This is a genomic window from Hydrogenophaga sp. (genome assembly GCF_026125785.1).
Lineage (GTDB): Bacteria > Pseudomonadota > Gammaproteobacteria > Burkholderiales > Burkholderiaceae_C > Hydrogenophaga.
Window position 1 is genome coordinate 285,057 of sequence record NZ_JAHCKL010000001.1, and the last position, 13,579, is coordinate 298,635.

General features: G+C 69.0%; 6 protein-coding genes. 3 read left to right on the plus strand and 3 right to left on the minus strand.

Annotated features, from left to right (window positions below; genetic code table 11):
* The first annotated feature begins 9 nt into the window (after positions 1 to 9).
* Together KIT53_RS01325 and KIT53_RS01330 are read left to right on the plus strand one after the other, a co-directional pair.
* Positions 10 to 1,158 carry an efflux RND transporter periplasmic adaptor subunit gene (locus KIT53_RS01325; protein ID WP_297746375.1) on the plus strand — a complete coding sequence of 383 codons (1,149 nt, stop codon included), beginning with the start codon at positions 10 to 12 and terminating at the stop codon, positions 1,156 to 1,158.
* 85 nt (positions 1,159 to 1,243) lie between these two features.
* The gene (locus tag KIT53_RS01330) at positions 1,244 to 4,417 is read left to right on the plus strand and encodes an efflux RND transporter permease subunit (protein ID WP_297746378.1); all 3,174 of its coding nucleotides are present in this window, start codon (positions 1,244 to 1,246) and stop codon (positions 4,415 to 4,417) included.
* Positions 4,418 to 4,427: 10 nt separating this feature from the next.
* Here KIT53_RS01330 and KIT53_RS01335 read toward each other — a convergent pair whose 3' ends face one another.
* From KIT53_RS01335 to map, 3 genes are all read right to left on the minus strand, one after another.
* Positions 4,428 to 5,603, minus strand: a complete 1,176-nt coding sequence (locus tag KIT53_RS01335) for an ankyrin repeat domain-containing protein (protein ID WP_297746381.1) — start codon at positions 5,601 to 5,603, stop codon at positions 4,428 to 4,430.
* 132 nt (positions 5,604 to 5,735) lie between these two features.
* Positions 5,736 to 8,411, minus strand: a complete 2,676-nt coding sequence (locus KIT53_RS01340) for a [protein-PII] uridylyltransferase (protein WP_297746385.1) — start codon at positions 8,409 to 8,411, stop codon at positions 5,736 to 5,738.
* A 4-nt stretch (positions 8,412 to 8,415) separates the two neighbouring features.
* Positions 8,416 to 9,249, minus strand: coding sequence for a type I methionyl aminopeptidase (map, locus tag KIT53_RS01345; protein ID WP_297746388.1), 834 nt, complete (start codon positions 9,247 to 9,249; stop codon positions 8,416 to 8,418).
* Between the two features lie 127 nt (positions 9,250 to 9,376).
* On the opposite strand from map, the gene purL reads away from it, so the two are divergent.
* Complete coding sequence (gene purL, locus KIT53_RS01350; RefSeq protein ID WP_297746392.1) at positions 9,377 to 13,567, plus strand: phosphoribosylformylglycinamidine synthase; 4,191 nt, start codon at positions 9,377 to 9,379, stop codon at positions 13,565 to 13,567.
* Positions 13,568 to 13,579: the final 12 nt, after the last annotated feature.

The following is a 13,579-nucleotide window of genomic DNA, read 5'->3' on the forward strand; positions in this document are numbered from 1 at the left end:
GAGCCCCCCATGAACGCTCCGATGTCTTCTCCCGCTCCCCGTCGTCGATCACGCTGGATCTGGATCTGGATCGCGCTCGCGCTTGCACTGGTCCTGGTGGTGGTTTTCTGGGCCTTTGTCCGCAAGGCGCCTGCGCCCGCCGCCGAGACCTCTGCCGCAGCCGGCGCTGCCGAAGAGCCCAGGCCGGCGATGACGGTGACCGTGGTCAAGCCCGAGCGCGCCAGCCTGCCCATCGGCCTGCAGGCCAATGGCGACGTCAGCGCCTGGCAGGAGGCCAGCATTGGCGCCGAAGTGAGCGGCCTGCGCCTGGCCGCGGTGAACGTCAACGTCGGCGACAGCGTGCGCAAGGGCCAGGTGCTGGCGGTCTTCGCCAGCGAGACCACGCGGGCCGACAGCCTGCAGAGCCAGGCCAGCGTGATGCAGGCCGAAGCCAGCTATGAGAACGCCAAAGCCGATGCCGACCGCGCGCGCGCGATCCAGGACACCGGCGCGCTCTCGCGGTCGCAGGTGGCGCAGTACCTTACGCAGGAAAAAGTGGCGCGCGCCCAATGGGAAGCGGCCAAGGCCGCGCTGGCGGCCAACGAGGTGCGGCTGGGCAACACCCAGGTCAAGGCGCCGGACGACGGCGTGATCTCCGCGCGCAGCGCGACGGTGGGCGCGGTGGTGGCTTCCGGGCAGGAGCTGTTCCGGCTGGTGCGCCAGGGCCGCATGGAGTGGCGAGCGGAGGTCACGCCCAGCGAAGTGGGCCGTATCCGCGTGGGCCAGAAGGCGCAGGTCACCGCCGCCACCGGCCTGGAGGTCAGCGGGCAGGTGAGGGCGATCGCGCCCAGCGCGAACCCGCAGACGCGCAACATCCTGGTCTTCGTCGATCTGCCGCGCCACACCGACCTCAAGGCCGGCACTTTTGCGCGTGGTCGTTTCGACCTTGGCCAGAGCGACGCTCTCACGGTGCCCAGCGAGTCGGTGGTGGTGCGCGACGGCAACACCTATGTCTTCGTGATCGACGCCCAGAACAAGGCGAACCAGCGCAAGGTGCAGACAGGCCGCCGTGTGGGTGAGCGCGTGGAGCTGCTAGAAGGCCTCAAGCCCGAGGAGTCCGTGGCGGTGCAGGGCGCGGGCTTCCTCAACGAAGCCGATCTCGTGAAGGTCGTGCCATGAACCGCGTGTCCCGTACAGTGAATCGCCAGGCATTGGACATGACCCCCGTGGGGGAAAAGCGCCGCAGGCGCTGCAAGGGGGGCTCATGAACGTTTCCGCCTGGTCGATCCGGAACCCGATTCCGGCGGCGATGCTGTTCGTCATGCTCACGCTGGCGGGCCTCTTCTCGTTCCAGCAGATGAAGGTGCAGAACTTCCCGGACCTGGATGTGCCCAACATCACCGTGCTGGCCACGCTGCCGGGCGCCTCGCCCAACCAGCTTGAGAACGACGTCGCGCGCATCATCGAGAACAGCCTGGCTTCGCTGCAGGGCCTCAAGCACATCTACACCAAGGTGCAGGATGGCACCGTGTCCATCACGGCCGAGTTCCGCATCGAGAAAAACACGCAGGAGGCGCTGGACGATGTGCGCTCCGCCGTGGCCAAGGTGCGGGGCGACCTGCCGTCGGACCTGCGCGATCCGATCGTCAACAAGATCGAGCTCGCCGGTGGCGCCGTGCTGGCCTACACGGTGTCGTCCGACAAGATGGACGCGGAGGCGGTTTCCTGGTTCGTGGACAACGACGTCTCCAAGCTGCTGCTCTCGGTGCCCGGCGTGGGCGCGGTCAACCGCGTGGGTGGCGTCAAGCGCGAGGTGCAGGTCCTGCTGGACCCGCTCAAGCTGCAGTCGCTGGGCACCACCGCATCGGACATCTCACGCCAGCTCGCACGCGTGCAGATCGAAAGCGCGGGCGGCCGGGTGGACCTGGGCGGCAGCCAGCAGCCGCTGCGCACCCTGTCGTCGCTGGGATCGGCCCAGGAACTCGCCGGCCTGGAGCTTTCGCTCTCCGATGGCCGGCGCATCCGGCTCGACCAGATCGCCACGGTCCAGGACGCGGTGGCCGAGCCCACGGCGGCGGCCTTTCTCGATGGCCAGCCGGTGGTCGGCTTCGAGGTCGCGCGCAGCCGGGGCGCCAGCGAGATCGAAGTGGGCAACGGCGTGCGCGCCAGGCTCAAGGCGCTGCAGGAAGCCCGGCCCGATCTGCGCATCCACGAGTCCTTCGACTTCGTGACACCGGTCAAGGAGGAATTCGACGCCTCCATGACCTTGCTCTACGAAGGCGCCATGCTCGCGGTGCTGGTGGTCTGGCTGTTCCTGCGCGACTTCCGCGCCACCGTGGTGTCGGCCGTGGCCTTGCCGCTGTCGGCCATTCCGGCCTTCATCGGCATGCACTACATGGGTTTCACCATCAACGTGGTGACGCTGCTGGCACTCTCGCTGGTGATCGGCATCCTGGTGGACGACGCCATCGTGGAGGTGGAGAACATCGTGCGCCACATGCGCATGGGCAAGACCCCGTACCAGGCGGCCATGGAAGCGGCCGACGAGATCGGGCTGGCGGTGATCGCCACCACCTTCACGCTCATTGCGGTGTTCCTGCCCACCGCCTTCATGGCCGGCATCCCGGGCAAGTTCTTCAAGCAGTTCGGCTGGACCGCCTCGTTCGCGGTGTTCGCCTCGCTGGTGGTGGCGCGTGCGCTCACGCCCATGATGGCGGCCTACATCCTCAAGCCCTTCGTCACCGCGCGCGAGGCGCCGCGCTGGGCCCGCGGCAACCGCGTGACGGCGGCCTTCTGGCGCTGGTCGACCAACCAGAACGAGCCGGCCTGGCTCGACACCTACCAGCGCTGGGCCGCCTGGTGCATCCGGCACCGCTGGGTCACCATGATCGGCGCCGGGGTCTTCTTCGTCGGCTCGCTGATGCTGATCCCGCTGTTGCCGCAGGGCTTCATTCCACCGGACGACAACTCCCAGACCCAGGTCTACCTGGAGCTGCCGCCCGGCGCGACGCTGCAGCAGACCATTCGCACCGCCGAACAGGCACGCCAACTCGTGGCGGCCGTGGCACACGTGAAGTCTGTCTACACCACCATCGGCTCGGGTTCCGCGGGGTCGGACCCATTCGCCCCCCAGGGCACGGCGGAATCGCGCAAGGCGGCGCTGACCATTCAGCTCGATGCGCGTGGCGCCCGTCCGCGCAAGCAGGTGATCGAGAACCAGATCCGCCAGGCCATGTCCCACCTGCCCGGTGTGCGCAGCAAGGTGGGCCTGGGCGGCTCGGGCGAGAAATACATCCTCACGCTGACCGGCAACGACGCGGCGGCCATGCGCACCGCGGCCACGGCCATCGAGCGCGACCTGCGCACCATCCGGGGCGTGGGCAGCATCCAGTCCACCGCAGCCCTGGTGCGCACCGAAATCAGCGTCACGCCCGACCTCGCGCGCGCCGCCGAGATGGGCGTGACCAGCAGCGCCATTGCCGAGACCCTGCGCATCGCCACCGTGGGCGACTACGACAGCGCGCTGCCCAAGATGAACCTGCCGGAGCGGCAGATCCCCATCGTGGTCAAGCTCGACGAGGCGGCCCGCCACGATCTGGACCTGCTGGCCCGGTTGACGGTGCCCGGCAGCAAGGGACCGGTGATGCTGGGTCAGGTGGCCCAGCTCAGCTTTGGCGGCGGTCCCGCCGTGATCGACCGCTACGACCGCTCGCGCAACATCAACTTCGAGGTCGAGCTCGCCGGCATCGCGCTGGGTGACATGAAGGCCGCCGTGGAAAAACTGCCCAGCCTGCGCAACCTGCCGGCCGGGGTCTCGGTGGTCGAGATCGGCGACGCCGAGGTGCAAGGCGAGCTGTTCGCCAGCTTCGGCCTGGCCATGCTCACCGGCGTGCTGTGCATCTACATCGTGCTGGTGCTGCTGTTCAAGGCCTTCCTGCACCCGTTCACCATCCTGGCCGCGCTGCCGCTGTCGCTGGGCGGGGCCTTCGTGGCGCTGCTGTTGACCAACAAGAGCTTCTCCATGCCCTCGCTGATCGGCCTGATCATGCTCATGGGCGTGGCCACCAAGAACTCCATCCTGCTGGTGGAGTACGCCATCGAGGCGCGGCGCGAGCACGGCCTGAACCGGCTCGACGCCATCCTGGACGCCTGCCACAAGCGCGCCCGCCCGATCGTGATGACCACCATCGCCATGGGCGCGGGCATGCTGCCCATCGCCGTGGGCTGGGGCGCCGCCGACAGCAGCTTCCGCTCACCCATGGCCGTGGCCGTGATCGGCGGCCTCATCACGTCCACCTTCCTCAGCCTGCTGGTGATACCGGCGGTGTTCACGCTGGTGGACGACGTGTCGCTGTTCCTGCGGCGGCTGTGGACGCGTGGGCGCACCCCGCAGGCAGGCGGTCCCACCTCCTCCTCGCCGGGCGCTGTGCCGCGATGAGCAGGTCTCGTCAAGGGCTCGGGCCGCCGGCTCCCCCCGTGCCGGGGTCTGGCGACGGCGTCCGGGGTCTGGCGGACGGATCACCGCCCACATCCCGGTAGTGCAGCGGCCTGCCTGCGGCGGCGCGGTCGGTGGCCGCGGCCAGCAGGACACCCTGGACCTGCGCATGGCCGGCGCGGCGGGCGGCCCGCATGGCCATCGGGAGGTCTACAGCGAGCGAGCGGTCTCCTTGTTGGGCGTCCAGCAGCAGGCGCACCATGTCCGCGTTCTCAGGTACCAGGCGCGCCGCGCGCACGAGCAAGGGCGTGCCATGGACGTCCGTCAGGCCCGCCAGGGGAACGCCAGCCGCGGCCAGCGCCCGGACGCTGTCGGTGCGCCCGGCCAGCACCGCCGCCTCCACCGTGGCCGGCAGTGCAGGCGCGGCCGCGTGCACCAGCAACTGATCCAGCACCTCGGTCTGCCCGGCGAGCGCGGCGGTGAGAAGCCCCTCTTGCGGAGCGTCGAAGGCTTCGGACGCCATCAGCACCCCCGCCACGTCGGCTCGACCCGTTTCGACCGCGTACGCGGAGGACAACGCGCCGGGGTGCGCGGGGCCACCCTGGAGCAGCACCTCCACCACCGCCGCGTGACCGAACTGGGTTGCGTGGTCCACCGGCGTCATGCCGTGGCGGTCACGGGCCGAGAGATCGGCTCCCGCCGCCATCAGCACCCGCACCACGTCCGTGCGACCCTGGTTCGCCGCCATGTGCGCAGGGGTGCTGCCATCGGCGTTCACGGCGTTCACGGAAGCCGGATCGTGCTCCAGCAGCATCGCCACCACCGGCGCATGGCCGGCGGCGGCCGCCACGTGCAGGGGTGAGGTACCGCCGTTGCGGGTGGTGAGCCGGAAGCTCACGCCGTGCTCCAGGAACAGCCGGACGATAGGGGCGTGCCCCCGCGAGCAAACGAGGTGCACCGCGGTCCAGCCGCGTGGGTTGCGCTGTTCTTCGAGCATCTTGAAGACGCCGTCGTCCGGCGTGGCGCCCAGAGCGTCATGGAAATACCCCAGGTCACCGGCCCTCGCGGCGGTCCACATGGCCCTGCCTTGCATTTCCAGGGTAGCGGGAGAACGGGGCGGATCTTCCGGCCTGTAGCCCAGGCGGGTCGGATCGGGCTGGAGATCGGGGGGTGGCGGTCGCCTGGGCATGCGGGCTCTCCTCGGGTGGCGCGAACGGAGCCGCACTCTAGCCCCGCCCCGGCGCGGCACTGGGTGACAGTCACAGGATGCTCGGCGGCGGTGCCCGAGCGCATGATCCGGGCGCCGAATGGCGCGCCGGCGTCAACCTTCGAGGGTTTCGAGCAGCTCGGTCTCGATCTCGATCTGCCGCCGGTTCACCTGCAACTGCGGACCGCTGATCAGGAAGGTGTCCTCCACCCGCTCGCCCAGGGTGGTGATCTTGGCGAGCTGCACGCTGATGTCGTTGCGCGCCAGCACGCGGGTGATGCCGTAGAGCAGGCCGGCGCGGTCGCTGGCCGAGATGGAAAGCAGCCAGCGCTGGGCCTTTTCGTCGGGGCGCAGGTCCACGCGCGGCGTGACCGGGAAGCTCTTGACGCGGCGCGAGAGCCGGCCCTTGGTCGGCTGGGGCAGGGGGCCGCGCTCGTCGATGGTGCGGGCGAGGCTGTTCTCGACCATGGCGATCAGCTCGCGGTAGTGTTCCGAGAGCGAGGGCGCCACCACCTGGAAGGTGTCCAGTGCGTGACCGGTGAGGGTGGTGTGCACCCGCGCGTCCAGGATGCTGAAGTGCGAGCTGTCGAAGTAGCCGCAGATGCGGGCGAAAAGATCGTGCTGGTCGGGCGCGTACACCAGGACCTGCAGGCCTTCCCCCTCGGGCGACAGGCGCGCGCGCACGATGCAGCGGTCGGCGCCTGCGGCGTCCTTGCGCGCCGCCTGCTGGGCCATCTCGCGCGAGAGCACACGGGTGTGCCAGGCGATCTCGTCGGCCTGGTGGCGCATGAAGTAGCTCACGTCCAGCGTGTCCCACAGTGCCTTGTGGGCCATGTGGGGCAAGGCGTGCAGCGCGAGCATGGACAGCGCCTCGCGCTTGCGGCCTTCGATCACCGCACCGGGGTCGGGCGCGCGCCCGCCCAGGGAGCGCAGGGTGTAGCGGTAGAGGTCTTCGAGCAGTTTGCCCTTCCAGGCATTCCAGACCTTGGGGCTGGTGCCGCGGATGTCCGCCACGGTGAGCAGGTACAGGGCGGTGAGGTAGCGCTCGTTGCCCACACGTTTGGCAAACGCGGCGATGACGTCGGGGTCGCTCAGGTCCTCTTTCTGCGCCATGCGGCTCATGGTGAGGTGCTCGGAAACCAGGAACTCGATCAGGCGGCTGTCTTCGCGCGCGATGCCATGCTGGCGGCAGAAGGTGCGCACGTCGCGCGCACCGAGCTCGGAATGGTCGCCGCCGCGCCCTTTGGCGATGTCGTGAAACAGCGCGGCGATGTAGAGAATCCAGGGCTTGTCCCAGCCGGCGGCCAACTGCGAGCAGAACGGGTACTCGTGCGAGTGCTCCGCGATGAAGAAGCGGCGCATGTTGCGCAGCACCATGAGGATGTGCTGGTCCACGGTGTAGACGTGGAACAGGTCGTGCTGCATCTGCCCCACGATGTGGCGGAACACCCAGAGGTAGCGCCCCAGCACCGAGGTCTGGTTCATCAGCCGCATCGCGTGGGTGATGCCCTCGGGCTCCTGCAGGATCTGCAGGAACTGGGCCCGGTTGACCGGGTCGGCGCGAAAGCGCGCATTCATCACCGGGCGCGCGTTGTAGAGCGCGCGCAGCGTGCGCGCCGACAAGCCCTTGATGCCCACCGTGGTCTGGTAGAGGTGGAAGGTCTCCAGGATGGCGTGCGGTTGCTGCACGTAGAGGTTGTCGCTGGCCACTTCCAGCATGCCCGCCTTCTCCAGAAAACGCTCGTTCAGGGGACGCAGGCGGTCCACGCCGGCGACGTCGCTGCGCAAGCGCTCCTGGATGTTGAGCAGCAGGATCTGGTTGAGCTGGGTCACCGCCTTGGCCGCCCAGTAGTAGCGCTTCATCAGGGCTTCGCTGGCGCGGCGGGTGCCCCGTGCCGAGGGGGTGGCGCCTGGCGTGCCCGGTGCCTGGGCCTTGAAGCCGAAAGACTCGGCCACCGTGGTCTGCAGATCGAACACCAGGCGGTCCTCGCGCCGGTTGGCCAGCAGGTGCAGGCGGGCGCGGATCAGGCTCAGCAAGGCTTCGTTGGCCTTGATCTGCCGCGCTTCCAGCGGCGTGGCCAGGCCGCGCCGGGCCAATTCGTCCCAACTGCGCCCCAGGCCGGCCGCCTTGGCCACCCAGAGGATGATCTGCAGGTCGCGCAGGCCCCCGGGCGATTCCTTGCAGTTGGGCTCTAGCGAGTACGGCGTGTTCTCGAACTTGGTGTGCCGCTGGCGCATTTCCAGCGTCTTGGCGACGAAGAAGGCCTTGGGGTCCATGGCCTCGCCCAGTTCGCGCACCAGGCGGGTGAAGGCGTTCTTGCTGCCGGCAACCAGCCGGCATTCGAGCAGCGAGGTCTGTACCGTCACGTCCTTGGACGCCTCGTTGACGCACTCGGCGATGGTGCGCACGCTGGAGCCGATCTCCAGGCCCAGGTCCCAGCAAGCGCCGATGAAGGCTTCCAGGCGGGCCTTGAGGACCGCGTCCTCATCGGGCTGGCAGCCGTCGGGCAGCAGCACCAGCACGTCGATGTCGGAGAAGGGAAACAGCTCGCCCCGGCCATAGCCGCCCACGGCGACCAGCGAGACACCGGCGGCGAAGCCGGCCTGCGTCCAGAGCTCGCGCAGGGTCTGGTCGGTCAGGCGGGAGAGGTCCCGCAAGGCCTTGCGCACGCCGCGGGTGGACGAGCCCTGCACGCCCAGGCTGGCCATGAGCGCGGCCTTGCTGCTGCGGTACTGCAGGCGCAGCGCGCCCAGGTCGCCCACGGCGGACGGCGGTGCGGTCTCGCTCATGGCCTCACGCCGCGGCCGTGGCCTGAGGCGAGGAGGTCACGAAGTCCGGCGGCGGCAGGCTTCCCGCAGAGAGGGTGAGCACCTCGTAGCCGGTCTCGGTGACCAGCACGGTGTGCTCCCATTGCGCCGACAGCGAGCGGTCGCGGGTGACGATGGTCCAGCCGTCGCCCATCTCCTTGATCTCGCGGCGGCCGGCGTTGATCATGGGTTCGATGGTGAAGGTCATGCCCGGGCGCAGTTCTTCCAGCGTGCCGGGGCGCCCGTAGTGAAGGACTTGCGGGTCTTCATGGAAACGCTGGCCGATGCCGTGGCCGCAGAACTCGCGCACCACCGAGTAGCCATGGCCTTCCGCGAAGGTCTGGATGGCATGGCCGATGTCGCCCAGGTGGATGCCGGGGCGCACCAGCACGATGCCTTTCCACATCGCCTCGTAAGTGACCTTGCACAGGCGGCGCGCGGCGATGGAGGCCGCCGCTTCGCCGCCAATCAGGAACATGCGGCTGTTGTCGCCGTACCAGCCGTCCTTGATGACGGTCACGTCCACGTTGAGGATGTCGCCCTTCTTGAGCGGTTTCTCATTGGGAATGCCGTGGCACACCACGTGGTTGATGGAGGTGCAGAGGTGGCCGGGGTAGGGCGGATAGCCCTGTGGCTGGTAGCCGATGGTGGCCGAGACCGTTCCCTGCTGCTTCATGTACTCGGCCGCGAGGCGGTCGATCTCGAGCGTGGTCACGCCGGGCTGGATGTGGGGCGTGAGGTAGTCCAGCACTTCGGATGCCAGGCGGCAGGCGGTGCGCATGCCCGCGATGCCGGCCTCGTCTTTGTAGGTGATGCTCATGGGGCGCGATTATCCCATCCGGTCCGCCACGGGGCACCGTGGCGCGGCCAAGCCGCACAGGTCGCGCGGGTAAAATTCCGGGTTTTCCACCCGGTCACGCCGGGTCAACGCACCTCAGGCTCCCAACGTGTCCCTGCACCTGCGCTTCTTCGAGGGCGGCAATGCCCTCAGCGACTTCAAAGTCCAGCAACTTCTGCCCCGGCTGGCGGGCATCTCCGACAAGATCACCGGCCTCTCGGCCCGCTTCGTGCACCTGGCCGGCTTCGATGGCGAGCCGGACGCGGCCACCACGCAACGCCTGGGCGAACTGCTCACCTACGGAGCGCCGTGCACCGACGTCCACCTGGCGCTGGAAAAGGCCCATGCCCCGGCCTTGCTGGTGATGCCGCGCCTGGGTACGGTTTCGCCCTGGGCCTCCAAGGCGACCGATATCGCCCACAACTGCGGCCTGCGCCTGCGCCGGGTGGAACGGCTGGTGGAGTACCGCATCGGCCTGAAGTCCGGGCTGCTCGGCAAGGCCAGCTTGTCGGCCGAACAGTTGCGCGCCGTGGCCGATCTGCTGCACGACCGCATGACGGAGAACGTTTCGCTGGAGCGCGGGCAGGCACAAGCCCTTTTCACCGAACTGACCCCGGCGCCCATGGAGCAGGTGGACGTGCTGGGCGGTGGCCGCGCGGCGCTGGAGCGCGCCAACGCCGAATGGGGCCTGGCGCTGGCCGACGACGAGATGGACTACCTCGTCGAGGCCTTCCGAGGTCTGCGGCGCAACCCCACCGACGTGGAGCTCATGATGTTCGCGCAGGCCAACAGCGAGCACTGCCGGCACAAGATCTTCAACGCCCAGTTCACGATCGATGGCGTGGCGCAGGACAAGAGCCTGTTCGGCATGATCCGCCACACGCACCAGCAGGCACCTCGGTACACCGTGGTGGCGTACTCCGACAACGCCTCGGTCATGGAAGGCCATGTGGTAGAGCGCTTCGTGGCGCGCGCCACCGGCGAGGGCTCACCGGTCTACGCGGCCGAGACCGCCACCCACCATGTGCTCATGAAGGTGGAGACGCACAACCACCCGACGGCCATCTCGCCATTCCCGGGGGCCTCCACCGGCGCGGGCGGCGAGATCCGCGACGAAGGCGCCACCGGCCGTGGCTCCCGGCCCAAGGCCGGTCTCACCGGCTTCACCGTCGGCAAGCTCTGGGGCGGCCTGTCCGACCAGCCCGGCGGCAAACCCGACCACATCGCCAGCCCCTTGCAGATCATGACCGAGGGCCCGTTGGGTGGCGCGGCCTTCAACAACGAATTCGGCCGGCCCAACCTGCTGGGCTATTTCCGCGAGTACGAGCAACAGGTGGACGGTGTGCAGCGCGGCTACCACAAGCCCATCATGATCGCTGGCGGCCTGGGTGCGATCGACGCCACGCAGACCAGCAAGATCCTGTTTCCCGCGGGCACGCTGCTGATTCAGCTGGGCGGTCCGGGCATGCGCATCGGCATGGGCGGCGGCGCGGCCAGTTCCATGGCCACCGGCACCAACGCGGCCTCGCTGGACTTCGATTCCGTGCAGCGCGGCAACCCGGAGATCGAGCGCCGGGCGCAGGAGGTCATCAACCATTGCTGGCAGCGTGGCGCGGACAACCCCATCCTCGCGATCCACGACGTGGGGGCCGGCGGCCTCTCCAACGCGTTTCCCGAGCTCACCAACGACGCCGGCCGTGGCGCGCGTTTCGACCTCGGTGCCGTACCGCTGGAGGAGTCCGGCCTGGCTCCCAAGGAGATCTGGTGCAACGAAAGCCAGGAACGCTATGTGCTGGCCATCGCGCCGGAGTCGCTTGAGCTCTTCACCGCGTTCTGCGAGCGTGAACGCTGCCCGTTCGCGGTGATCGGCGTGGCAACCGAGGAACGCCAGTTGGTGCTGGCGGATGCCCCGGTTCGCCCGGAGCCTGCTGGAGGGTTTGGCGAGACCGTTGGAGGGGCTTCGACAGGCTCAGCCCGAACGGAGAGTGGCTCAGCCCGAACGGAGGGTGGCTCGGCCCGAACGGAGGGTGGCTCGGCCTCGGTGGAGAGGGCTGTCGACATGCCCATGGATGTGCTGTTGGGCAAGCCGCCCAAGATGCACCGGGACGTGAAGACGGTGGCCCGTGCCGCCGCGCCGCTGGACCTCACCGGCGTGGACCTGCAGAAGGCGGTGATCGACGTGCTCAGCCACCCCACGGTGGCGTCCAAGCGCTTTCTCATCACCATTGGCGACCGCACGGTGGGCGGCCTGTCGCACCGCGACCAGATGGTGGGCCCCTGGCAGGTGCCGGTGGCCGACTGTGCGGTCACGCTGGCCGACTACCAGGGTTTCGCGGGCGAAGCCATGAGCATGGGCGAGCGCACGCCGCTGGCGGCGCTGGACGCCGCCGCCTCCGGCCGCATGGCGGTGGCCGAGGCCATCACCAACCTGCTGGCCGCGCCCATCGAACTGCCGCGCGTGAAACTCTCGGCCAACTGGATGGCCGCCTGTGGCGAGCCGGGCGAGGACGCCGCGTTGTACGAGACCGTCAAGGCCGTGGGCATGGCCCTGTGCCCCGCGCTCGGCATCTCCATCCCGGTGGGCAAGGACAGCCTGTCCATGCGCACCCAGTGGTCCGACGGTGGGCAGACGCGCAAGGTCACCTCGCCGGTGAGCCTGATCGTCAGCGCCTTCGCCAGCCTGGCCGACGTGCGCGGCACGCTGACGCCGCAGCTGGACGCCGCGACCGAGGACACGACGCTGGTGCTGATCGACCTGGGCAAGGGCCGCCACCGCATGGGCGGCAGCGTGCTGGCGCAGACGCTGTCCCAGGCCGGTGGCGAGGTGCCCGACCTGGACGATGCGCAGGACCTCGTGCGCCTGGTGGACGCCGTCAACACGCTGCGCGCCCAGGGCCGCATCCTCGCCTACCACGACCGCAGCGATGGTGGCCTGCTGGCCGCTGCCGCCGAGATGGCCTTCGCCGGCCACGTGGGCGTGGCGCTCAACGTGGACCTGCTGGTCACCGAAGGCGACGGCATCCAGGACAGCCGCATGGAAACCGGCGACGCGAAGAACTGGGCCAACCAGGTCAGCGCGCGGCGCGAAGAGCTCACGCTCAAGGCGCTGTTCAGTGAGGAACTGGGCGTGTTGCTGCAGGTGCGCACCAGCGAGCGCAACGAGGTCATGCAGACTTTGCGCGAACATGGCCTGAGCGCGCACAGCCACTTCGTGGGCAAGACGCGGCCCGCGTCCTCGGCCATGGACGCCGGCAAGGGCCAGCTCCAGGTCTGGCGCGACGCCCGCGCCGTGTTCAGCGCCAACCTGTTCGACCTGCACCAGGTCTGGGACAGCGTGAGCTGGAAGATCAACCAGCAGCGCGACAACCCGGCCTGCGCCGATGCCGAACACGCCGCCGCCGGCCAGCCGCAGGACCCGGGCCTGCACACCCACCTGACGTTCGACCCAGACGAAGACGTTTCCGCTGGCCATCAGTCCCTCTCCGTTCGCCCTGAGCCTGTCGAAGGGCACCCAGCCAGCGCCACTCTGCTGCTCTCGCGCCCCCGTGTAGCCATCCTGCGCGAACAGGGCGTGAACTCGCACGTGGAGATGGCCTACGCCTTCACCCAGGCCGGCTTCGACGCCTTCGACGTGCACATGACCGACCTGCAGACCGGGCGCGCGAAGCTGGCCGACTTCAAGGGTGTCGTGGCCTGCGGCGGTTTCAGCTACGGCGACACATTGGGTGCGGGCATAGGCTGGGCCCGCAGCATCACCTTCAACCCCGCGCTGTCCGAACAGTTCCAGGGCTTCTTCGCCCGCCAGGACACCTTCGGCCTGGGCGTGTGCAACGGCTGCCAGATGTTCGCCGAACTGGCCGACATCATTCCCGGCGCCGAGGCGTGGCCGCGCTTCACCACCAACCAGAGCGAGCGCTTCGAAGCCCGGCTCTCGCTGGTGGAGGTGCTGGAATCGCCCAGCCTGTTCTTCGCCGGCATGGCCGGCAGCCGCCTGCCCATCGCCGTGGCGCATGGCGAGGGCTATGCCAACTTCCACCACCGTGGCGATGCGCAGCGCGTGATCGCGGCCATGCGTTTCGTGGACCACACCGGCGCGGCCACCGAGGCCTATCCCTTCAACCCCAACGGCAGTCCGCAGGGCCTGACCGCCGTGACCACCGCGGACGGCCGCTTCACCGCGCTCATGCCGCACCCCGAACGCGTGTTCCGCAACATCCAGATGAGCTGGACCGACCAGGACCGCTCGGGCTACAGCGGCTGGATGCGCCTGTGGCGCAATGCCCGCAAGTGGGTGGGCTGACACGAGGCAAGA

Bases quoted from the DNA above. Each gene is read 5' to 3' on its own strand.
- KIT53_RS01325 (WP_297746375.1), top strand. From the start codon at position 10: ATGAACGCTCCGATGTCTTCTCCCGCTCCCCGTCGTCGATCACGCTGG.
- KIT53_RS01330 (WP_297746378.1), top strand. From the start codon at position 1,244: ATGAACGTTTCCGCCTGGTCGATCCGGAACCCGATTCCGGCGGCGATG.
- KIT53_RS01335 (WP_297746381.1), bottom strand. From the start codon at position 5,603: ATGCCCAGGCGACCGCCACCCCCCGATCTCCAGCCCGATCCGACCCGC.
- KIT53_RS01340 (WP_297746385.1), bottom strand. From the start codon at position 8,411: ATGAGCGAGACCGCACCGCCGTCCGCCGTGGGCGACCTGGGCGCGCTG.
- map (WP_297746388.1), bottom strand. From the start codon at position 9,249: ATGAGCATCACCTACAAAGACGAGGCCGGCATCGCGGGCATGCGCACC.